General features: G+C 49.8%; 15 protein-coding genes. 9 read left to right on the forward strand and 6 right to left on the reverse strand.

What is annotated here, in order from left to right:
- Positions 1-11 precede the first annotated feature (11 nt).
- Positions 12-1,679 (forward strand): TonB-dependent receptor, encoded by a 1,668-nt coding sequence (locus B5G10_RS02845; RefSeq protein ID WP_143241039.1) that lies wholly within the window; start codon positions 12-14, stop codon positions 1,677-1,679.
- Between the two features lie 129 nt (positions 1,680-1,808).
- Positions 1,809-4,139, forward strand: coding sequence for a type I DNA topoisomerase (gene topA, locus B5G10_RS02850; protein WP_087423264.1), 2,331 nt, complete (start codon positions 1,809-1,811; stop codon positions 4,137-4,139).
- Between the two features lie 118 nt (positions 4,140-4,257).
- Here topA and B5G10_RS02855 read toward each other — a convergent pair whose 3' ends face one another.
- Genes B5G10_RS02855 through B5G10_RS02865 form a run of 3 tightly spaced genes read right to left on the reverse strand, consistent with a single transcriptional unit; the run spans position 4,258 to position 7,621 of the window.
- Entirely contained in the window at positions 4,258-5,664 is a 1,407-nt protein-coding gene (locus tag B5G10_RS02855; RefSeq protein ID WP_087423265.1) for a phosphoglucomutase, read from the reverse strand.
- 2 nt (positions 5,665-5,666) lie between these two features.
- Positions 5,667-6,377: an N-acetylmannosamine-6-phosphate 2-epimerase gene (locus tag B5G10_RS02860; protein ID WP_087423266.1), complete on the reverse strand. Its 711-nt coding sequence runs from the start codon at positions 6,375-6,377 to the stop codon at positions 5,667-5,669.
- Positions 6,374-7,621 (reverse strand): MFS transporter, encoded by a 1,248-nt coding sequence (locus B5G10_RS02865; RefSeq protein ID WP_241147707.1) that lies wholly within the window; start codon positions 7,619-7,621, stop codon positions 6,374-6,376. The genes B5G10_RS02860 and B5G10_RS02865 overlap by 4 nt, the downstream gene beginning before the upstream one ends.
- A gap of 389 nt (positions 7,622-8,010) precedes the next feature.
- Between B5G10_RS02865 and B5G10_RS02870 the strand changes: the two genes are divergently transcribed.
- The 7 genes from B5G10_RS02870 to B5G10_RS02900 all read left to right on the forward strand — a co-directional run bounded on the left by B5G10_RS02870 (position 8,011) and on the right by B5G10_RS02900 (position 19,229).
- Positions 8,011-10,191, forward strand: coding sequence for a T9SS type A sorting domain-containing protein (locus tag B5G10_RS02870; RefSeq protein WP_087423268.1), 2,181 nt, complete (start codon positions 8,011-8,013; stop codon positions 10,189-10,191).
- 114 nt (positions 10,192-10,305) lie between these two features.
- Positions 10,306-13,287 carry a TonB-dependent receptor gene (locus B5G10_RS02875; RefSeq protein WP_158098760.1) on the forward strand — a complete coding sequence of 994 codons (2,982 nt, stop codon included), beginning with the start codon at positions 10,306-10,308 and terminating at the stop codon, positions 13,285-13,287.
- Between the two features lie 11 nt (positions 13,288-13,298).
- Positions 13,299-14,636, forward strand: coding sequence for a RagB/SusD family nutrient uptake outer membrane protein (locus tag B5G10_RS02880; RefSeq protein WP_158098761.1), 1,338 nt, complete (start codon positions 13,299-13,301; stop codon positions 14,634-14,636).
- A 21-nt stretch (positions 14,637-14,657) separates the two neighbouring features.
- Positions 14,658-15,788: an SGNH/GDSL hydrolase family protein gene (locus tag B5G10_RS02885; protein ID WP_087423271.1), complete on the forward strand. Its 1,131-nt coding sequence runs from the start codon at positions 14,658-14,660 to the stop codon at positions 15,786-15,788.
- A gap of 2 nt (positions 15,789-15,790) precedes the next feature.
- Entirely contained in the window at positions 15,791-16,624 is an 834-nt protein-coding gene (locus tag B5G10_RS02890; protein WP_087423272.1) for an endonuclease/exonuclease/phosphatase family protein, read from the forward strand.
- Positions 16,625-17,004: 380 nt separating this feature from the next.
- A complete protein-coding gene (locus B5G10_RS02895; RefSeq protein WP_087423273.1) occupies positions 17,005-18,225 on the forward strand; it encodes an ROK family transcriptional regulator in 1,221 nt (406 codons plus the stop codon).
- Positions 18,226-18,323: 98 nt separating this feature from the next.
- Positions 18,324-19,229: a WYL domain-containing protein gene (locus B5G10_RS02900; protein WP_087423274.1), complete on the forward strand. Its 906-nt coding sequence runs from the start codon at positions 18,324-18,326 to the stop codon at positions 19,227-19,229.
- A 20-nt stretch (positions 19,230-19,249) separates the two neighbouring features.
- On the opposite strand, the gene B5G10_RS02905 is transcribed toward B5G10_RS02900, so the two are convergent.
- The 3 genes from B5G10_RS02905 to B5G10_RS12890 form a co-directional block, all read right to left on the reverse strand.
- Positions 19,250-20,053 (reverse strand): DUF3108 domain-containing protein, encoded by an 804-nt coding sequence (locus B5G10_RS02905; RefSeq protein ID WP_087423275.1) that lies wholly within the window; start codon positions 20,051-20,053, stop codon positions 19,250-19,252.
- Between the two features lie 20 nt (positions 20,054-20,073).
- A complete protein-coding gene (locus B5G10_RS02910; protein ID WP_087423276.1) occupies positions 20,074-21,951 on the reverse strand; it encodes an Ig-like domain-containing domain in 1,878 nt (625 codons plus the stop codon).
- Positions 21,952-22,015: 64 nt separating this feature from the next.
- The gene (locus B5G10_RS12890; protein ID WP_255375254.1) at positions 22,016-22,150 is read right to left on the reverse strand and encodes a hypothetical protein; all 135 of its coding nucleotides are present in this window, start codon (positions 22,148-22,150) and stop codon (positions 22,016-22,018) included.
- Positions 22,151-22,180: the final 30 nt, after the last annotated feature.

Raw genomic sequence — 22,180 nt, forward strand, 5'->3', positions numbered from 1 at the left:
ACAACGAACTTATGAAACGCTTTTCTTTTTTGACGATATTGATAATCCCGTTTATGCTGTCGGCTCAGCAGGCCGACTCCCTGCGTCGGGAGGTAACCATAGAGAAAGACTTTACGCCCATTGTGCGTGATGCGTCGAAAATCAATACCCTGCCCGAGGTCGAGGCTCCCGTCGTTACCCGCCAGTCGATACAATACAGCGACTGGACGGTGCCCGCTTCGCTCGAGGCTCGGGCTGTGCAACTGCAACCGGGTGGATTTGGCGACCCGGCACGGGAAAATGGCTCGCGCGGCTATTTCGACTTCGGCTTGGGAAACTACTGGAATATGGTAGGCAATGCCGGTTACCGCATCTTGCAGAACGAGAAAGATCGCCTGGAAGTGTGGTGGCAACATCGCTCGACCTGCGGCTCGGTCGATTACAACCAAAAGCTGCCCGGCTATGAAACCTCGCGCACGATGAGGCAACTCGAAGAGCGGTTGGTGGCCGACTATCGGCACACGTTCGAAAAACTCGACCTGGGTGTCCGGGGTGGTTATCGCTACGATTCGTTCAACTATTACGGGTTGCGCTATCCCGGTGTGCAGGGCATCGCTTCGCCCGGACAGGAGATAAACCGCTTCTTCCTCAAGAGCGATATTGCCTCCAACAATCCCGAGGCACAAATGCGCTACAAGGCTTCGCTGGCCTATTATCGCTATGGTTACCAGCGGGGCTATCTGTCGGGCGACAAGGGGGCGGCCGAGAATGTGGTAGAGGCCGACTTCTCCCTCATGGCCCCCATCGACAAACATAGCGATATTGCCATCGATGGTGTGTTCGACTATGTGGGCTACAGCCATCTGCCGTCGGTGTCGGGCTATGCCATGCTGTCGCTCAATCCCAGTTACAACTGGCACAACGACCGGGTGTCGCTCTCGGCCGGTGTCAAGGCCGATGTCTCGTTTAACAACGGCACCATATTCCGCTTTGCTCCCGACATACGGTTCGACTGGACCATCGTGCCCAACCTGCAATTCTACACCTGGCTCACCGGTGGTAAACAGCTGAATACCTGGAATCGGGTATCGGCCTATACGCTCTACTTCAACCCCTCGGCCATGATCGATAACAGCTACATCCCGCTCGATGCCCAATTGGGGTTGCGGGTCAACGCCTTGCGAGGCTTCTCGTTGGGCCTTTCGGGCGGATACGAGATAGGCAAGCGAGTACTCTTCCTCTTGCCCGAGCAGACCTTGAACGGCGAGTTTACGGGTGTTTCCCGCTTCTGGGGAATGGATGCCTATGCCTTCAAAGCCGGGCTGGACATGTCGTATCGCTACGGCACTCTGTGGGAAGCTTCGGCCCGGGTCGATTACTACCGCTGGACCACCAGCCGTGGCAAGCAGGTTGTGTCGTATGACCGCCCGCAATGGCAGGGCGAAATCGATGTGCGCTACAAACCGTTGTCGAGTCTCTATCTCGAGGCCGGATACGAGTTTGCCGCCGTGCGCAAATATGGGGTGTTGGGCTCTATCCCCGACATGCACCTCGTACACGTGAAAGCCTCCTATGCCTTCACCCCGTGGTTCTCGCTTTATGGCCTCACCGACAATGTGTTAAATCGCAAGTACGATATCGCCTACGGCATGCCGGGGCAGGGTATCAACTTCATGTTCGGGGTCGATTTCAAATTCTGAAATCGGGCTGTCTCAAGCGCTTTATAAGACCACTTGCAGTTATACATTATTTAATAAAAAAGTAAAAAACGCTCTGTTTTACAATTCGATTTCCTATTTTTGCGCAAAATTTGAACGAAAGTTGCGCGTATGGTAAAAAATTTGGTGATCGTAGAGTCTCCGGCAAAGGCTAAAACGATAGAGAAATTCTTGGGTAAGGACTATGAAGTCCTCTCAAGCTACGGGCATATCAGGGACCTGAAAAAGAAAGACTTCAGCATCGATATAGCCCATCATTATAAACCCATTTATGAAATCCCTGCCGACAAGAAAAAGCTGGTAGAGACCCTCAAGACCGAGGCGGCCAAAGCCGATATGGTGTGGCTGGCTTCCGATGAGGACCGCGAGGGAGAGGCTATTGCCTGGCACCTGTTCGAGGTGTTGAAGCTAAAGCCCGAGAAGACAAAACGTATTGTATTTCATGAAATTACAAAAGACGCCATACTCCATGCCATAGCCAATCCACGGGATATCGACATGAATCGGGTCGATGCTCAGCAGGCACGTCGGGTGCTCGACCGCATTGTAGGTTTCGAACTCTCGCCGGTGCTTTGGAAAAAGGTGAAGCCGGCGCTTTCGGCAGGTCGTGTGCAGTCGGTGGCCGTGCGTCTGATTGTGGAGCGTGAGCGCGAGATAGCCTCGTTTCATCCCGAGGCCGCCTATCGTGTGGTGGGCGAGTTCCTCTTGCCCGGCGGCGAAGTGTTGAAGGCCGAGTTGAACCAACGGCTCAAAACCGAAGCCGAAGCGATGGCCTTGCTCGAGGCCTGCAAGAGCGCCACATTCACCATTGGCGACGTGACGGTGAAGCCGGCCAAGAAATCACCGGCAGCTCCCTTTACCACCTCGACTCTGCAACAGGAGGCGGCCCGCAAACTGGGATTCTCGGTGGCACAGACCATGATGGTAGCCCAGCGACTCTACGAGGCCGGACACATCACCTACATGCGTACCGACTCGGTAAACCTCTCGTCGCTCGCCATCAACACCACCAGGGACGAAATCGTCAAGACCCTGGGCGAAAGATACCTGCATACCCGCAACTACCACACCCATACCAAAGGGGCGCAAGAGGCTCACGAAGCCATCCGTCCCACCTACATCAGTCACCACGAGATTAACTCGTCGGCCCAGGAAAAGCGGTTGTATGAGTTGATCTGGAAGCGCACCATCGCCTCGCAGATGAGCGATGCCGAACTGGAGAAGACCACCGCCACCATCACCATATCGGGGCGGAAGGAATATTTCGTAGCCGTGGGTGAGGTACTGAAATTCGACGGTTTCCTGAAAGTATATATGGAATCGACCGACGACGAGGGCGATGCCGATGGCGACGACAAGATGCTGCCCCCCTTGACAAGGGGCGAGGCCCTCACCCTCTCAACCGCTACGGCCACCGAGCGTTTCTCGCAGGCTCCCGCACGCTATACCGAGGCCAGCCTCGTGCGTAAACTCGAGGAGCTGGGTATAGGCCGTCCTTCGACCTATGCCCCCACCATCTCGACCATCCAGCAACGCGAGTATGTCGAGAAGGGTGACCGCAAAGGTACCGAGCGCAAATACCACCTGCTCACCCTCAGCGACGGGAATATACGCGCAGTCGAGAAGACCGAGATTACCGGTGCCGACAAAGGCAAACTGTTGCCTACCGACATAGGCGTTGTGGTCAACGACTTCCTCACCCAGTACTTCCCCGAGATTCTCAACTACAACTTCACGGCCAACGTCGAGCAGCAGTTCGACGATATCGCCGAAGGCAAGACCGAGTGGAGCGACGAGATCGATCACTTCTACAAACTCTTCCACCCCGTTGTAGAGAATGCGATGGCTCTGCGTCTGGAGCACAAGGTAGGCGAGCGTGTGCTGGGAACCGACCCTAAGAGCGGGCGTCCCGTATCGGTGAAGATAGGTCGTTTCGGGCCGCTCGTGCAGATAGGTACCCCCGACGACGAAGAGAAACCCCTGTTTGCCTCGCTGCTCAAGGGCCAGTCGATGAGTACCATAACCCTTGACGAAGCCTTGAAACTCTTCGACCTGCCCCGTACGCTGGGCGATTTCGAGGGCAAGACGGTAGTCGTAGGCATCGGTCGTTTCGGGCCCTACATCCGCCACGACGGCAAGTATGTGTCGCTGCCCAAGGAATACACCCCACAAGGCGTGACCCTCGACGAAGCGATAGCCCTTATCGAGCACAAGCGCGAGGAAGAGAAGCAACGCTTCATCAAGAAGTTTGACGAAGACCCCGATCTCGAGGTGCTCAACGGCCGTTTCGGGCCCTACATCGCCTACAAGAAAAAGAATTACAAACTGCCCAAAGGCACCGAGCCTGCCTCACTCTCTTTTGCCGACTGCATGAAGATTATCGAAGAGGCCGACAAGGCTCCCGCCAAGAAAAAACCGATTCGCAAGAAAACCACCAAGTAAAGAGCGGTGGAGATAGGAGATAAAAAAGAGGCAGCCCCTGCATTTAGGGAGCTGCCTCTTTCGTGGGGTTTACCCGGGTCTGGTCATTGTGTCTAAAGAATATGAGCAGACTTGGGTTTTAGATGCCGAGTATTTCCCGGCCACATGAAAGCAATCTTTTTACCTCATCATCTGATTGACCTTCGGCATAAAAACGGACGATGTTTTCGGTTTCGGAGCTACGCATGAGAAGCCATCGACAAGGCCCCAGCAGGAATTTGAGCCCGTTGACGATACCGCGGCTGCTGAGGAATCGCTGCACATCGACGATAGGCCATTCACCTATCGATCCGGGGGTATGTTGCGACAGATGGGGCAACAGGTCGTTTTTGTCGGGACGGTCATACTTCAGGTCTATGCGATCGTAGTGCACGAGGCCCAGGTCGCTCTGACGCATCTTGAAGTACTCCGACAATTTGGAGTATCCCGAGACCGCCAGCATCTCCAGCAGGAGTAACGACGAAAATACACCGTCTCGCTCAGGTATGTGCATGCCGTAGCCGAACCCTCCGCTCTCTTCACCTCCGAAGGCGATTTCGTGCTGAATCATGATATCGCAGATATATTTGAATCCTACTTGAACTTCATAAACGGGAGTCGCATCGTTGGCAAACAGCAGTCGTATCTTATCCGATACGGACGAAGTCTTTACGATACCACCCGGTGTCTGTTTTACTCGTTTCAGATAATCGACCAGCAGCAAGATGGTGTGCTGCGCCGAGAGCCATTCACCCGTGTCGAGGCATACACCCACCCGGTCGGCATCACCGTCGGTAGCCACGCCAAACGCGTAATTGCCGGCTTTTAATGCCTGAGTAAGGGGGGGCAGGTTTTTCTCAATGGGTTCGGGCGAACGTCCATAAAAATCGGTGGCTGGTTCGGCAAAAATGGTAGTAGCCGGGATGTTGTGTCGGGCGAGTATCTGCTCGGTGAGCCGTTGACCCGCGCCGCCCATGCTGTCGATGAGCAGGTGTAGGTGCGTCGCCTTTATCTTGTCGAAGTCGATGAGCTGCTCGATATGACGAATATAGGCTTCGGTGAAATCCTGTTTGTCGATGAGGTCGGGCGATGCCACTACCGGCGAGTGATACAAGAGAGCTTCCACTTTCTTGGTCTCTTCGGTCGAGAAGGGGCCTCCGTAGTTCGACTTGAACTTGATACCGTTGTACTCCTTGGGATTATGCGAGGCGGTAATCATCACACCGGCATCACAGTGCATGTTCAGTACCGTGAAAGACAAGACCGGCGTGGGTATAATGCGGTCTGATAGAAGAACCTTTATCCCGTTACCGGTGAGAACCCGTGCAAAGACTTTCGCAAACGTGTCGGAATTCTTTCGGCTGTCATAACCGATAGCCACAACGGGATTCTCTTTTTTATGGTGCAGATAATCACCGAAAGCTTGGGCAATCGTGGCAACCGAACTCTCATTGATCTGTGAGCCTTCTAAAGCTCTCCAACCATCGGTTCCAAAGAATATTTTCATGACTAATGAGTTTGTGCTACGGTTTGTTTAATGGCATCGACATACCATTGGGTAATTATTTGTGGACGGGTAATCGAGGTCCCTACGATAACGGCCCAAGCACCCTCCTCGATAGCTTGTGCGGCATATTCGGGCTTGTTGAACCGGCCTTCGGCCATAATGGGGAATCCATGAGGTAACAGCCGTATGCATTCTTGCAGTACTCCGAAAGAGGGTTGCTTGTGGTTGACCGAAATTGTGTCGGAGGTATAACCACACAAGGTTGTCGATACGCAATCGGCACCCGCTTCGTAACAGGCCACAGCTTCTTGCGGAGTCGCGATATCGGCCATAACCAGGATATCGGGGTGCATCTGTTTGATTTTGTGAATAAAGTCGGGTCCTGTATATATCTTTTCCCGTAGCCGATTTGTGCCATCGACCGCAATAAATGTGGCGTTTATGTTCAGCAATGCCTCTACTTCGGCGAACGATCCTGTTATGCGCACGAATCCATCGTCGAAGGTTGATTTGGTAAGGCAGATAACTGGTAACGATGTGTTTTGCATGATATAGAGGCTTTTTTCGACGCCGCAACTCCTAATGCCGACGGCACCGCCCAGTTCGGCGCATCGAGCGAAGTCTCCTACACCTTTGGGCGTGTTGAACGGGGAGCCCTCTTCGGCTTGGCAAGAGACAATGAGACCATTTCTGATTTTTTCTAACACAGTCATATTGAATAAGCTCTTTTATGATGTTTGTAATATATGAATATCAACAGGAGTAGCGAGGCCAGCGCCGACAGTATCCAGAACAGACGGATGAATGAGAAGTCGATAACCTCTACTCCATTGATAATTTGTTTGCGGCTCTCGATAAAAAATCCGCTCATGATATCCTGGATTCCGGCTGCCATATAGCTGGCAACGCCTATTACACCTACGGCAGCACCCGCAGCAGTTTTGGGGGCCAGGTCTATGGCCATGAGTCCACCCAGGTAGCAAATGAGTATGCCAATGGATATTCCGAAGAGTACCATGGCCGTAATATCTATGATTTTACCGCCATTGGGGATGAATAGAAAAAGACATAGGGCAATGAGGTTTAGGGCGCTGGCTATGCAGGCTGGGGCATATCGTTGTCCCTTGAACAGCTTGTCGGAGAGTAGCCCCGACGATACGGTGCCGATAATTCCGCATACCGAACTGATGGAGATGAGCGTACTGGCCTCGAGTATGGAGTAGTGTTTCTCGACTTCGAAGTAGTAAACGCCCCAACTGTTTACCGCATAACGACTGATGTACATAAAGGCACTGGCCAGGGCCAGTAACCAAATGGAGCTGTTCCTGAGTACGCCTAATTGGTTTTTACCAATCTCTTTTTGGCTGGTAGGTCTGATATCATTTGACGCATTTTGTGGGAAAGGTTTTAGAAAAATAAAGATGAGTACTGCTCCCACGATACCGAGGATGCCGGCGTTGATGAATCCATATTGCCACCCGGCCAGACTTACTATCGAGGCAATAAATATAAAAGTAAAAGCTTCGCCTATGTTGTGGCTGGCACTCCAGAACCCATAGACCGTACCGCGTTGCTTGTCGCCAAACCAACGGTTCAGGGCAATGGCACTGCAGGGGCCGCCGAGTGACTGTACCCACCCGTTGATACCCCAGAGTATGACAAACACACCAAACAGTACATGGAACCCCAGTGTGATGTTGAGGATCGCTGCCATCAGCAGTCCTCCTGCCATTAAAAAACGGATGTTCAAACGGTCGGCCAAGAACCCGTTTACAAATTTCCCTATCGCGTACGAAAAGAAAAGTGCTCCACCGATGATACCCAACTGGGTCTCGGTCAAGTAGCCCGAATCGACAATGGGTTTCTTGACTACATTTATACTTAAACGGCACACATAGAACAGACTATACCCCAGTGTGGTAATAAGAAATATAATCCATTTGTAATTCTTTTTCACGGTTGTCTCGATTTAGTTCCTCTGTTTTTTTTGCAAATAAAGCAATTATTTTTATAATAAGCAATATATTATGAAAAATATTTTCAAATATATAAAAAGGTGCTTCCCCACTCTTTGTGGGGTGAAATTTTTGTGTAATGCAATTTGATATGTATTATAAATACATTGGTTTATAGTGTGTTAATATGTGCCTGTGTTAAGAAGTATTGATTGTAAAAGTCTTAAAATAGGTTTGAAACATATTTGAAATATATTTGGAATCGAACATATATTAGAAAAATATTTATATAAATACTTTGTAGTTTTAAATTTTATTGCTTTATTTGCAGACGAGAATACAAGAAAGAGAGTCAAATCCCAATAAAAACAAATCATTAACACAATCAATTATGAAAAAGAACATTTTACTATCATTACTATTTATTGAAGCAATTTTTATTGCGAATGCTCAGATAAAACCGGGCGGTGTATCGGGTTCGGTGCTTTGGCTGCGAGCCGACAAAGGTGTAACAGTAGATGCCGAGAATAAGTTGGTGAGTCCGTATTGGGAGGACTTTTCTGATGAGAAACAGGGAATCGAGCTTTTCCAGAAAGAAGATGGAGGCTTGGAATCGTTGGTGTTGAAAGAGAATGGAGTCAATGGTAACCCGACAGTTTATTTCAACGGAAAAGTGGCGCTGAAGGGTCTGGAAGATAAAAACTACCAATCGGTATTTGCCGTCTATTCGGCCAACTTGACTACCGAGAACAATTCGGAGTCAACGGTTCTGTCTATTCAGGAGAAAGGGGTTACCGATTATGGTAACCGGGAAGATCTGGCTTTTTTCCAGACCTATAAAATAGGATCGAATTCGACACCTACTTGGTTGGTTTCCGATGGTGTTAATTCTTATTGGGGCACACGTTCGACGACGGTTGTTGACAAAGCAACAGGTTTTCATTCTTGCTTTGCTGCTTTTGGGAATGTCGAGGGCGATATGGTGACGCTGGATGGAGGTCTGTTCAGTGTGTTGACTCGTTTTGTCTCCACCCCTTCCAAGGAGGGAATCTTCTATGTGGGAGTGAGTGTTGCCGGGACAACCAAGATAGGAAAATGGCTCGAAGGAGATATCGCTGAGGTAATAGCCTTCGATCGTTTGGTAACCGATGAGGAGAGATATAAGATAGAGTCGTATCTGGCAGCCAAATATGGTATTACACTGATCAAGTCGAGTTCGTCGAATCCTGTAAAGGTATCGGGAACTCCCAGCTATAACTATACATACATGAGCAGTACGGGTGAGACCTGGTGGGCCGGCGAATCGACCGATTATGCACCGTATAGCAATTACATCGCCGGTATCGTGCGCGACGATGCTTCGGGGTTGATGCAATCCAAATCGACCGGGCGCATAGGTTACTCTTTGGATAAGGAAGGGGGTATATTGACTATCTCGAACGGTAGTTCTTTTGCCGAGCCCGAAGCCATTGCCGAAGATGGTCAGTTTGCATTTGTGGGAGCTACCTCCGATGCTTTGGACGAGACGGAATCTGTTCGGGTAATCAACGACGAAGGTAAGGAAATCGCTTGCAAGGTTCTGACGCGGACCTGGAAGATTAACATGTCGGGTATTCACACCGTCAGTCTGCAATTTGCCTTCTCATCCGAGATGGTCAATCTGTTGGCCGAGACTCCCAAAGTAGGTCTGCTTAAGAATGGAAGCGAATTTATTCCGCTTGAATATGATGAGGAGAATATGACCATGACCGCTGATGGAATAGAGTTGACCACAGGCGATACCTTTACCGTAGTAGTCGATTATATTGACAAACCGCAAATCAATAGTACCTCACAGAAGGTATGTTTGGAATCGACCATTTCGCTGTCGGCAGTTCCCGAAGGTGGAGTTTGGTCGGGCAACGGTGTCGAAGGCAATACGTTCAATGCCCTCACTGCAGGTTTGGGTGAGCACACGGTAGTCTATACCTTGAACAGCATGAGCGATAGCATTGTATTTACGGTCGAAGAGAGTATCACACCCGAAGTCGTGTTGGTATCGAATACTACCGAATCGGAAGAGTGGGACGCCATTGTCATCGAGGCACAAACGGTAACCGGTGGCGAGAGCCCGTTGTTTCAGTTTGCACTCGACGATCCCGAGTTTGTCTATCCGCTCGACATCTATTCATCGAACAATGTATTGCGTCTGGCCGGCTATCAGCTTACCGAAGGGGTGCACACGGTATATGTGCGCATGAAGAGCTCTTTGCCTTGTGTCACCCAAGAGTTGGCTACCGCTCAAATCGAGATTAGCAAGACGGCTACGGGTATTGTGGTGGCTCAGCAGGCCTCTGTGGCATGTTTCCCCAATCCGTTCGACAGCGAAATCAATATCAACGGCCTCGACAGTGACAAAGATTATATCATGAACTTCTTCTCGAGCAATGGGGAACTGGTAGGTTCGGTGGTTTGTGCTGCCGGTCAAAGCCGCATCGAGGCGCCGCAATTGAGTGTTGGGGTATATATTGTACAAATCATCGAACAGGATTCGCGAGAGAAAGTTGCCGTGATACAACTGCTGAAACAATAGTAATTGATTATCCCCCAAATCTGATAAAGTATCATGAAAATATATCGAATTATATTTCTCTTTCTTTTTGGGTTGTTTGCCGCCGGGAGTCTCCCGGCGCAAACTCCGGGAAGAATGATTACCGGAACCGTGACCGATCCCAAGGGCGAGACCCTTATCGGGGTATCGGTTGTCGTGAAGAACAAGTCGGTTCAGACGATTACCGATGTCAACGGAAAGTACAGGATTAAGGCTGCTCCGCAAGATACGCTGGTCTTTTCGTATATAGGTATGGAGACCAAGGAATACTATGTAAAGAACAGAAAGGAGATAAACGCCATTCTGGAAGAGAAGGAACAGTCGATGAAGGAGGTGGTCGTTATTGGTTATTCGACCCAGCAGCGCAAGGATGTGACCGGTGCCATCTCGTCGCTGAAGATAAAAGACGACTTGTCGGCTTCGTATTCCTCATTCGACCAGATGTTGCAAGGGCAGTTGAGCGGTGTGCAGGTGCAGTCGGTCTCGGGAACTCCCGGAGCCGGAGGTGCCGTGCGCATCAGAGGTGTGGGGTCGATTAACGGAGGTAATGACCCGTTGTATGTAATCGACGGCATCCCCATGGATACCGAGGATGGTTCGGAGTTGACTGACCTTTTTGGTGCCTCCTACCAGTCGCCTTTGTCGCTGATAGACCCTTCGGATATCGAGTCGATCGATGTACTCAAAGATGCTGCAGCCGCTTCGATATATGGATCGCGGGCTACCAATGGTGTCATTCTTATTACCACCAAGAAAGGACGCACGGGTCGTACCAGTTTCTCGGTGAATATGTCGAGTGGCATCAGCCAGGTACACAATTTGCCCGAGATGGCCGATACCGATTTGTATCTCACGGTTATGAACGAGGCATACAGCAATTACAATCGTGACAACAATTATCAGCCGGGCGATCCCGGGTACCAGCCTTTGCTGGAAGACCCTCGGGGACCCGACTATCCCGGCGACTACGATTGGGTACGGCTTCCGTTTAGAGACGATACGCCAGTTACCCAGCGTTATTCGATATCGATGCGAGGGGGGTCGCGCGACACGAAATTCTATACGGCTCTGTCGTATTACGATCAGGAGGGTATCATCAAGACCAATCGGTTGAGACGTATCAACTTCAGGTCAAATATCGACCACATTATCTCGTCCAAAGTGAATTTTGGGGTAACTATCGGTTTGGCTCACTCGATTAACAATCGGGTACCCAGTGAAAACGGGAATTATGGTTATATTTTGCGGTCGTTCCCTCAACGGCCTTTCGATCGCCCCTACAAGGAGGATGGCTCATATGCGATAGGTGGTGTTGATTTGCGCTATCACAATGTGCAGGCAATGGTCAATGAATCGACCTCAGACTATAAGATATATCAGGCCAATGCCTCTACCTATTTGAATTGGAAGTTGACGAAAGATTTGATATACAAGCCGCAATTGAGCTTGATTTTCAACACGAACAACGACTTTTACAACCGCACGACCGATTTCCCCAATATGGATTCATACAACGGTTACACTCGGGAGTCACGCTCGACAGCCATCCGGTATGTGTTGCAGCATACGTTGACCTACAAGACCCTCATTAAGGAACGCCTGGGGTTGACCGCCATGGCCGGGCAGTCTTATGAACATTATAATCGTTCCTATGTGGTGGCCAGTGGATGGGACTTCCCCACGAAAGAGTTTACCTACATTCGGTCGGCCGCTTCGTTTGGGGCTAACGGTTATGCCTATGCCAGCACGTTGATTTCCCATTTCGGACGATTGGATTTGAGTTGGGACGACAAGTATCTGCTATCGGCTACGGTGCGAGCCGACGGTTCGTCCAAGTTTCCCAAAGGGGGAATGTGGGGTGTATTCCCCTCGGCCTCGGTTTCGTGGCGCATCAGCAAAGAGAATTTTATGAAGGGATTCGATGCCATCAACGATTGGAAATTCCGATTGAGTTGGGGTATGACTGGCGAGCAATCGGGGGTAGGCTATTACACGGCCCAGCGTTATATGGGTGCCGAGGCCCCCTATTACGGTTCGGCCGGTATTACGCTCGAGAGTCCGGGTAACGATCAGTTGAGTTGGGAGAAAGCCGAGCAGATAAACATCGGTACCGATGCCGTCTTGTTTAATGATCGGTTGAATGTATCGCTCGATTATTATATAAAAAACACTCATGGTCTGCTCTTCAACAAGCCCATGCCGGCCACCTATGGCTACAAGACCAAACTGGTGAATATCGGTCGTATGCAGAACTCGGGGTTTGAATTGACCCTGAAGACCGTGAATGTGAAGTCGCGCAACTTTGAGTGGACCTCCAACCTGTCGTTTACTACCCTTAAAAACGAGGTGAAACAGTTGATGGAGGGAAATAAACCGGTTTATGTGGGTAATTACCACATCCTGGAGATTGGCAAGCCCGTAGGTTCGTTCTATCTGTACAAGCAGGAGGGTATCTATCAGTATGACGAGGAGGTCCCCGAAAATCTCTATAAGAGCGGGGTCAGAGCCGGAGATATGAAGTATGCCTTGGATGAGAACGGGAATCCCGTGCGCATGATTGTGGGCAAAGCTATGCCCGACTGGTATGGAGGTTTTACCAATACGTTTAAGTTTTATGGGTTTGACCTGAATGTTTCGCTTTCGTTCCAATATGGCAATGATATTTTGAATATCTTCCGCAGTGGTTATTCCGACCGCTTGGGGCAGATGGATGCCAATATGTTGAAAGAGAGTGCCGAGAATCGGTGGACCGGCCCAGGTACGAGCAACACCTATCCCCGGGCCCTGTTCAACTCGGAGTATAACAACATGGCATCGGATCGTTACCTCGAAGACGGGTCGTTCTTGAAATTGAGAGAGATTACGTTGGGATATACTCTGCCTGTCGATTGGGTGAAGCATTTGAAGCTGAAATATTTGCGCATATATGCTACGGCGCAGAACCTGCTGACATGGACCAAGTATTCGGGAATGGATCCCGAGGTGAGCTACACGCTTTCGCCTAGAGAGATGGGTCAGGATTTCTTCGGTACGCCCAATCCTAGAATGTATTTGGTAGGTCTTTCACTAAACTTCTAACCAGTATGAGTATGAAAAAATTGAAATTTATAATCGCACTTCCTGTTTTTCTGCTTGTCTCGTCGTGCAATTTCCTGCTGGATGAGACCCCTGTTGATACGCTTCAGGAAGATGAGCTCACGGCAGAACATATCCAGAGCCTTGTTCGGGGTGTCTATCACACGTTGGCCGATTGTACACCGGCAGGCCTTATCCTGAATGATTGCTTGGGTGAGACTATCGAGAATAATGCCAACAACGGTAGTTTGGTCAATGCCAATATCGCACATAATAACTTCATGGCCGACAATAGTTTTGTAGAGAACTATTACTACTACTTGTACAGTGTGATACATCAGGCCAATTATGTAATTAATTTCTTGAACACCAAGGCCGACCTTACCGACGAGCGTAACGTGCAGATGATAGGTTCGCTCCACTATCTGCGGGCCTACTGCTACCTGAAACTGGTGACCCAGTTTGGCGATGTGCCTATTGTGACTCAGGTGACCGAAGATGTAGTGCCGCGTTCGCCAGCTGCCGATGTGTGGCAGCGTATTAAGGACGATTTGGCCATAGCTGCCGACCAGTGCCGTGCCTGGGATCAGGCTCCGCCCGAAGATCCTACGGCAGCGCGTTATTATTACTACGCTTCGACCGAGGCGGCTTCGGCCCTGCTGGCTCGGGTCTATCTTTATAACCGAGAGTATAACAAAGCCAAAGCGATTGCCCGCACATTCCTGGAAGACCAGCGGTTTCAGATGGTATCGGCTAACAGCTTAGGGGCTGCAGCCGTAGGTGTGGGAGCCAAAGAGCTCATCATGTGTATCTCGAACAATACAGGAGCCTATTTTTACCGAAACATTTTCAACACTTATGCCATGACTCCGTCGGGTTCCTATCAGTTCAAGCCCACCCAGTCGTTTATCGACTCGGTTGACCCTGATGATGCTCGTTATACGGTATGTATAGGGTTGAGCCCCGATGGATATACGACTGTCAACAAGTTTAACTACAATGCAGTGAGCACATGTCCCTTTACGATATCGCGGTTTACCGAGATGTATCTGATTTTTGCCGAGTGTGCTCCCGATGAGTCGGGACTGGCCAAACTGAATGAGTTGCGTGCCGCGAGAAACTTGCCCCCTCTGGATAAGAAAATTCTCGATAATCCCAGTCAGTATGTCGATGCTATACTCGATGAGAGGAAAATCGAATTTTACGGAGAGAATCAGTATTTTTACGATTTGGTTCGGTTGGGCAAGGCTTTGGAACGACTGGTTTATACCAAGAGCGAATATCAGTTCCTGTTGCCTATTCCGCAGAGTCAGGTCAATCTGGGGTTGAAGCAGAACCCGGGATATCTTTAATACCTTAAAAACACATTGAATATGAATTATAAGATAGTTGCATTTTTTCTTGGATTTGCCTGTTTGAGTCTTGCGGCCAACGCCCAGCAGGAGATTAAATGGTGGAATCCGCAAGGCTCGGCCATCAATGCCATCGAAGGGCAGGGCTGGCAGGGCGAGTATGAGAGTTTTTACGATCGGTTGCCCTTGCGAGCTAAGTCGGTTGTGCGTCCTGCCGTGTGGGCGCGGTCTAAGTTTTCGTCGGGTCTGACGATTCGTTTCAAGACCAATTCGCCTCATATCCAGGTACGTTATAAAGTTGCAGGGCGTCTCACGTTGCCCACCATGCCGGCGGTTGCTGCCAGTGGGGTCGATTTGTATGCCGTGGTGGGCGACAAGTATTATTGGTGCCGGCCGGCTACGACATTTCGCGATACAATAGTCTATAAATATACGGGGTTGAAACCCACACCCGGCTATTACGATGAAGGGGTGGAATATAAACTTTTCTTACCCCCATACAATAGTATTCTCTCTTTGGAGATAGGGGTGTATAAAGACAAGATGTTTATGCCCCTTGTCCCCCGTGATGAACTACCTATCGTGGTTTACGGCACCTCGATTACACAGGGCGGGTGTGCCAGCCGTCCCGGTATGACATGGACTTCGATATTACAACGGCATCTAAATCGGCCAGTAATCAATTTGGGATTTTCAGGAAACGGTCGGCTGGAGCCCGAGGTTATCAATCTCGTTTGTGAGTTGGATGCTGCCGTATATGTGTTGGATTGTTTGGCCAACTTGACCTCCGCGAAGTTGTATGACAACGAAAAACTCGGAGCTCTTATCATGGATGCTGTAAAGGATATCCGGGCCAAGCACCCCGATACTCCCATTGTGCTCACCGACCACGACGGTTATACCAGTGGTTTCGAGGGAGCGGTCTCGCAGCGGCGGTATTACAATTATTACAGTAGGGTAAACAAGGTGATGGACAAGGCTTTTGCCAAACTGAAGAAACAGGGAGTCAAGCAGATCTATCATCTCACCCACGACGATATAGACCAGTCGCCCGATGGGAAAGTCGATGGCACTCACCCCAACGACTTGGGTATGATGCGCATTGCAACAGCTTATGAAAAGATAATACGAGAAATATTAAACGAAAAGTGATTATGAAAAGAGCAAGTTTGTTGATTGTTGTTTTGCTGCTGGCTCTGTTGCCGTTGATGGCACAGCAACAGCAGGGTAACTTCAAGATTTTGTGCTATAATGTATTGCACGGTTTTGAGAGCGATCCTGCGGTCATGGATAAGTATGTCAATTGGGTCAAGACAGTGGATCCCGATATTGTAGCTTTCCAAGAGATGAACAAGTTTACCGAACAGTCATTGAAAGAACTGGCTGCCCGGTATGGCCACTATTATTCGGCCATTTCGAAGGAAAACGGATACCCGGTTGCCATTACATCGAAGTATCCCATACGTGATCTTATCAAGGTCGATGACCACATGGAGCACGGGTATATGTATGCTAAAATTGACGATATCAACTTGTTTGTCGTGCATCTCTCGTCGTGGAGCGTTTTTCTGAGGCAGAAGGAGATAAAGCGCATTTTGGCACATGCGGCCTTGATTCCTGAAACCGAGAAGATTGTCATTGCCGGTGATTTCAATTCGTTGTGCGAGACCGACTCGTTGACGCACCAGGATGGCTATGTCGATCGGCTGAAACGTCGGGAGCAGAAAGACCCCCGTTATAAAGCTCTCAACAACGGGAAGCTCGACTATTCGGTTATCAACACGGTGAAAGAGGCCGGATATGTCGATGCATTTTTGATGTTTCACGATGCCTTTACCCGGGCATTTCCCAAACATTTGCGCAGGGTCGATTATGTGTGGCTGAATCCGCAATTGGCCAAATATGCCGTTTCGGCAGAATTTATTTATGACGATAAGAATAATGAGATATCAGACCATTTTCCACTATTAGTAAACTTCAAAATGTGAAACGTTAGAGACTGGGGTGCTTTTCGATGGCGTGAGAGGCATCCCCGTATCTATTTTTTTTCGAGGATTTTGGAAGATAAGCTTCTCTTTTGTTGTGTACGTTAAATAAAAATTTTAACATTGCATTGTGCCCAATCAAGATATGAAGGTAGGGAAGTCGAGTGATAGAGGATTGTCTGTGATGAGGCTATTCCAATAACTTGTTTAATACCTGATATAACGAACCTTTTTGTGATATTACAGATAAAACGTATGCACAAAACGGCATAAAATATAATTTATATGAAATTTATTAATTTATAATTCTTGAAAACAGGAATATTCATAAACTTAGTGAGTATATTTGCCTTTTATATAAAATGGTTAAAGGAGTAAAACGCATGGATAATAGTTCGATATACGGGGTAGATACCAAAAAACTCCTTATAAAAAAGAGTATTATCAACTTTTATATTTATAACAAAGATGCGACTATCGCCGATCTTTCTAAGGAATTTAATCTGAGCGGTCCAACTGTGGCAAAGATTATTTCGGAGATGATTGACGAAGGCTTTATTATAGATTATGGTAAGTTGAAGACTTGCAGTGGTGGTCGTCGCCCCAATCTATATGGCTTGAATCCAGAATCGGGTTATTTCGTGGGGGTAGATATTAAAAAGTTTGGGGTGAATATAGGAATTGTCAACTTCAAAGGCGATATAATTGATCTCCAGACTAATATTCCTTTCAAGAACGATAACACGATAGACTCGTTCGATACGTTGTGCGAAATCATACAGACCTTTATCAACAAGCACAAGTCTATTCGCAATAAAATATTGAATATCAATGTCAATCTCTCGGGCCGGGTCAATGCTGAGTCGGGGTACAGCTACAGTAAATTCTACTTTGGCGAACGTCCGCTTACCGATCTCTTTTATGAGAAGCTGGGCTATCGGGTTTTTATCGACAATAATACCCGGGCCATGCTTTACGGCGAGTATATGAGCAATAATACCAACAATGCCAAGAACATTATATTCGTTAACATTAGTTGGGGCTTGGGTATAAGCATCATGATGAACGGACAGTTATATTACGGTGAATCGGGATTCGCTGGTGAGTTTGGACACATGAGTGTGTTTGACAATGAAGAGTTGTGTCATTGTGGAAAGAAAGGTTGTTTGGAGACCGAGACTTCGGGGTCGGCAATACACCGTATCTTTGTGAAGCGTGTACTCAATGGTGAAAACTCTATTCTCTCGGCGGCAATCAAGGAGGGACAGGATGTCACGTTGAGCGACATTATCGATGCTGTTAATAAGGAGGATATCCTGGCGATTGATATCATCGAGGAGGCTGGCAATAAGTTGGGTAAATATATTGCAGGGCTGATTAATATTTTCAACCCGGGGCTGGTTATCATTGGGGGAGAGTTGTCCCAGACGGGCGATTATATAAGCTTGCCCATTATCAGTGCCATTAATAAATACTCACTCAATCTGGCAAATAAGGATTCGGTGATTACCCTCTCGAAACTGAAAGATAAGGCCGGTGTGATTGGTGCCTGCATGTTGGCGCGCAACAACTATCTCAAGTTGTCACAAATCGGGTATAAATAACCGAAATATTGGGCTTTCTCCGTAACTTTGGGCTATTGTATGACAGGGTTGTACGGTAGCTTGGAGTTTTCGTGTTTTTAAATAAATGAGCATTTGGTATGGCAAAGGAACTTTTCAACCGCTATGTGTGGCTTATCGACATGTTGCAGCGATACGGTCGGCTCACCCGGCGCGAAATCGACGAGCTGTGGATGCGCAGCGAGTATTCCGGGGGGCGGCCCATGGCGCGGCGCACCTTTATGAATTACCGGCAGGCGATACAGGTGATGTTCGATGTGAATATCGAGTGCGATTCTTCGACCTATGAATATTACATCGAGGATCCCGAGGCTCTCGAAGGGAGTGGGGCCCGAGTGTGGGCTCTCAACACGCTGGCAGTGAACAGTCTGCTCGACGAGAGTCAGGAGTTGCGCGAGCGCATCGTGCTGGAGAATATCCCTTCGGGGCAGAAGTTCCTGCGCATCGTCTTCGAAGCGATGAGAGAGAATCGATTGATGTCACTGTCGTACCGTTCGTTTCGGCGAGTCACGGCATCGCACTCGCTGGTAGCTCCCTACTTTGTAAGGCTGTTCAGGCAGCGGTGGTATGTGGTGGGGTTGAGTGTGGAGGAGCATAAAATCAAGACCTATGCCCTGGATCGGGTGACTTCGCTTGAGCTGAGCGACCGCACGTTTGTCTATCCCGAGGGGTTTGAGCCGACCGACTATTTCAAGGATTGTTTCGGCATTACCTATGGCGAGCGTCCGGTCGAGGTGGTGGTGTTGCGGGTTTCGGCGTTGCAGGCCAACTACCTGCGCACGCTGCCGCTGCACGAGAGTCAGGTCGAGAGTGAGCGGGGCGACCGTTATTCGATTTTCCGATACCGGTTGAAGATTACGCCCGATCTCGAGCAGGAACTCTACGCGCTGGGATTCTGGCAGGCCGAGGTGTTGGCTCCACAGTCATTGCGTGAGGCGATAGCGACTCGGCTGGCCGAGAGCCTGTCGTGCTATAATGATAAATGATTGTAAATCATATCCCCCTGCTATTTGCCGGTATAGACGGCTTTCATCGAGCCCAAGGCCAGTTTGCCTTCGACCTTCAGGGGGATGCGGCGCGAGTCGGTGCTGATCCAGGCCGATATGTTGTCGCTGGTCTTTTTCCCCGTGGTGTCGTAGAATCGGAACCGCACTTTGAAGGTATTATACTCCTTTTTGTTCTGTTTGAGAATCTCTTGCCCCAGGTATTCGATATTGAGGTATTCGAGACTTTTTCCCGAGAAGATTTTGGTTTTGTAGAGTTGGTTCATCTTCATCTGCCTGAAATCGAACCCGCGGATGACGTAGAAGATGCTGAGCATGTCATAGACGATACCGGGCTCGGTGAGCACATAGTTTTCGATGGCGTTTCGTTTGGGTCGATAGAGTCGTATTTTGCCCGTAGTCGCTGTGCCGTTGTAGGTGTAGTGTACCTCGTCTTTGCGATAGGTGCCGTCCTCGTCGGCGAGTTTGGCATAGTAGATGGGGGCGAGAGCCTGGTTGCGGTGCATGTCGGCCACGAGAGTGTCGCGCACCTTGAATATGTTGTCGGCAAAGGGAAGGGTGCGCGCCGTGAGTACCGAGTGGTAGCTGTTGGGGCGGATGGAGAGTTGCAGGGTGGCGGTGGCAGCTCGTTTCCAAAGGAATCCCAATTGATAGATGATGTCGTAGGAGAGCGATTCCGACTGGATGCCCGGCGGGTTTTGGGCGTGAACGACCGAGGCCGGAGCAAAGCTCCCGGTGAGCAGAACGAGCGAGAGTACACAGATGCGCACTTTTGTTCCGAGATGGATGTGAATCGGGCAATGCATAGGCCGTGGGTTTAAGAGGGTCAATAATTGCGTTTTTTCTCCTGTGGCTTGTTCTTCTTGATCTTGTCGGGTTTTTGCTTATCGACGGGGGTAGCATAGATATCCCACTCCTGCTCGACATCCCAGTTGGCCTTCAGCTCCAGCTCGCGGGGATAATACGAAACCTCCTCGGGCTGTCGCTTTTCGGCATAGTTGCCGGTGTCGTACTTGCCGTTGCCGTTGCTGTCGATATAGAGTCGGGCGTAATAGGTACCCGGGTTGAGATACATGAACTCGGCTCCGCCGTCAATGACGGGAGCCGCTCGTACCGGCTTGTCGCCCGAGTCGAGAATTTCGACGATGGCCGAGTCGGTGACCCCGGTGATGGCAAAATAGAGATTGGAGTACTCTTCGAGCGCCCTGACCTTGAATTCCTGTGTATAGGTGTTGGTATATAGCCCGTAGATGTTGGTAAAGGCAATAGAGTCCATCACCACACGATACGACTCGCCCGGTGTCCATTTGTAGGAGAGGGTGTAGTCGCGCAGGAACATCGAGTCTTGCTCGAAGGTAAAGAGCGAGTCGGCTATGGGAATCCACAAGGTATCGCGCTTCTGCTCGAGGTGAATCTTGCTTCGGTCGAAACTTTGCAGCGGTTCGGCAAAGGAGTATCGCAGAGGCTTATATAGGTCGAGGCTGCCGCTCGTCTTGGCGTTCATTTGCAGGAACTGGATTTCGGGGACCTCGATCGAGTCGCCCTCTTCTTTCTTTTTCTTCTCCTCTTTTTTCTTGGAGCCCTTGTATTGTTTCATGATGAACTTGAGGGTATCGTTGTAGAGCGACAGTTGCCTGAGCGAGTCGGTGCGCAGATATTCGGCAGCAAAGAGCAGGGTGTCCATGTTGTAGATGGTCGAGTCTTTGATCCAGTATTGCAGCGAGTCGTTGTGGGGCGACCGCTCGAGAATGGCCCAGTCGTCGCGCTCGAAGTTGAGGGGCTTGAGGCGGGGCAGCGAGTCGGCCGGAGCCTTGAAGTAGATGCTTATCTTGCGGCGGTCGGTACGCTCGCTCTTGTCGAGATATTGCGACTGGAATCCCTCGTTGAACGAGGTGAGCAGGATGTCGTTGGGGTAGAAGTGAGTGTGGTTGTACTCGATAATGGTATCGATGGTGACGCTGTCTTTCCACAGCGTATCGACGTGCAGTTGGACATCGGCCGTGGGCACGACGATGGAGTCGAAGAAGGCAATCTCTTCCGAGGGGTTGTCGAACTTGTAGTCGCGATTGAGGTCCTTGAGGGCAAAGAGCCGGTACTTGCCGGGGGTGACGTTGCGGATGGTGAAGTGACCCAGTTCGTCGGAACTGGCGATACGCTCCATCGGCAATTTCTGGAATGCCGAGTCGTCGAGGTTGCTGTGCAGCCCCACCAGCATGCCGGTTACCGGTTCCAGGTCGCTGGCGTTGAGCAGGATGCCCGATACTTGCAGCGAGTCGATTTTGGAGCCGGTCGAGAAGGAGTAGGCAAAACTGTATAGCGGGTTCTTCTCGTTGTTATCGACGATGGAGTTGGAGAAGTCGATGGTATAGGTCGTGTTGGGCAGCAGCGAGTCTTTGAGCTGTACGGTCACCTTGCGGCCCGAGGCGCGAATCTCGGGCATGTCTTTCTGAGGGGGCGACACGATTACCTTCTCGCCGGGGCTTTCGACCTGGATAATTTCGTCGAATTCGATTTCGATTCGTTGCTCCGATACATTCAGGGCTCCCGGTGCCGGCTTGCTCTTGACAAACAGCGGCGGAGTCTCGTCGCGCGGGCCACCACCCGGGCGCGACATGTTGGCACAAGAGTATATCGACAGCGCCAGTACCCCGGCCGCCATAAGCCGGTAGGCGGTTGTAGCAGAAAGTGGACGTCTCACATTCATGGTCAACGGTTTTGAATATCAAAGATAATACAAAAAGCGATAGAAGCCAACACCAGTAGGCTGTTCAATCGGCAACGAGCCCGCTCGATACGGGATGCAAAGATAGGGTAAGCGCCACGAAGTTGCAAGGTCGCATGCTCCCCACCTCGGCAAAGCCGCCCGTCGATGCGTCGATATGCAAAGATATAACAAAAAACACGTTCGATAAGTCTTTTGCCTCCTACATCTA

Source organism: Barnesiella sp. An55 (assembly GCF_002161555.1).
In the GTDB taxonomy this organism is placed as follows: Bacteria; Bacteroidota; Bacteroidia; order Bacteroidales; family Barnesiellaceae; genus Barnesiella; species Barnesiella merdipullorum.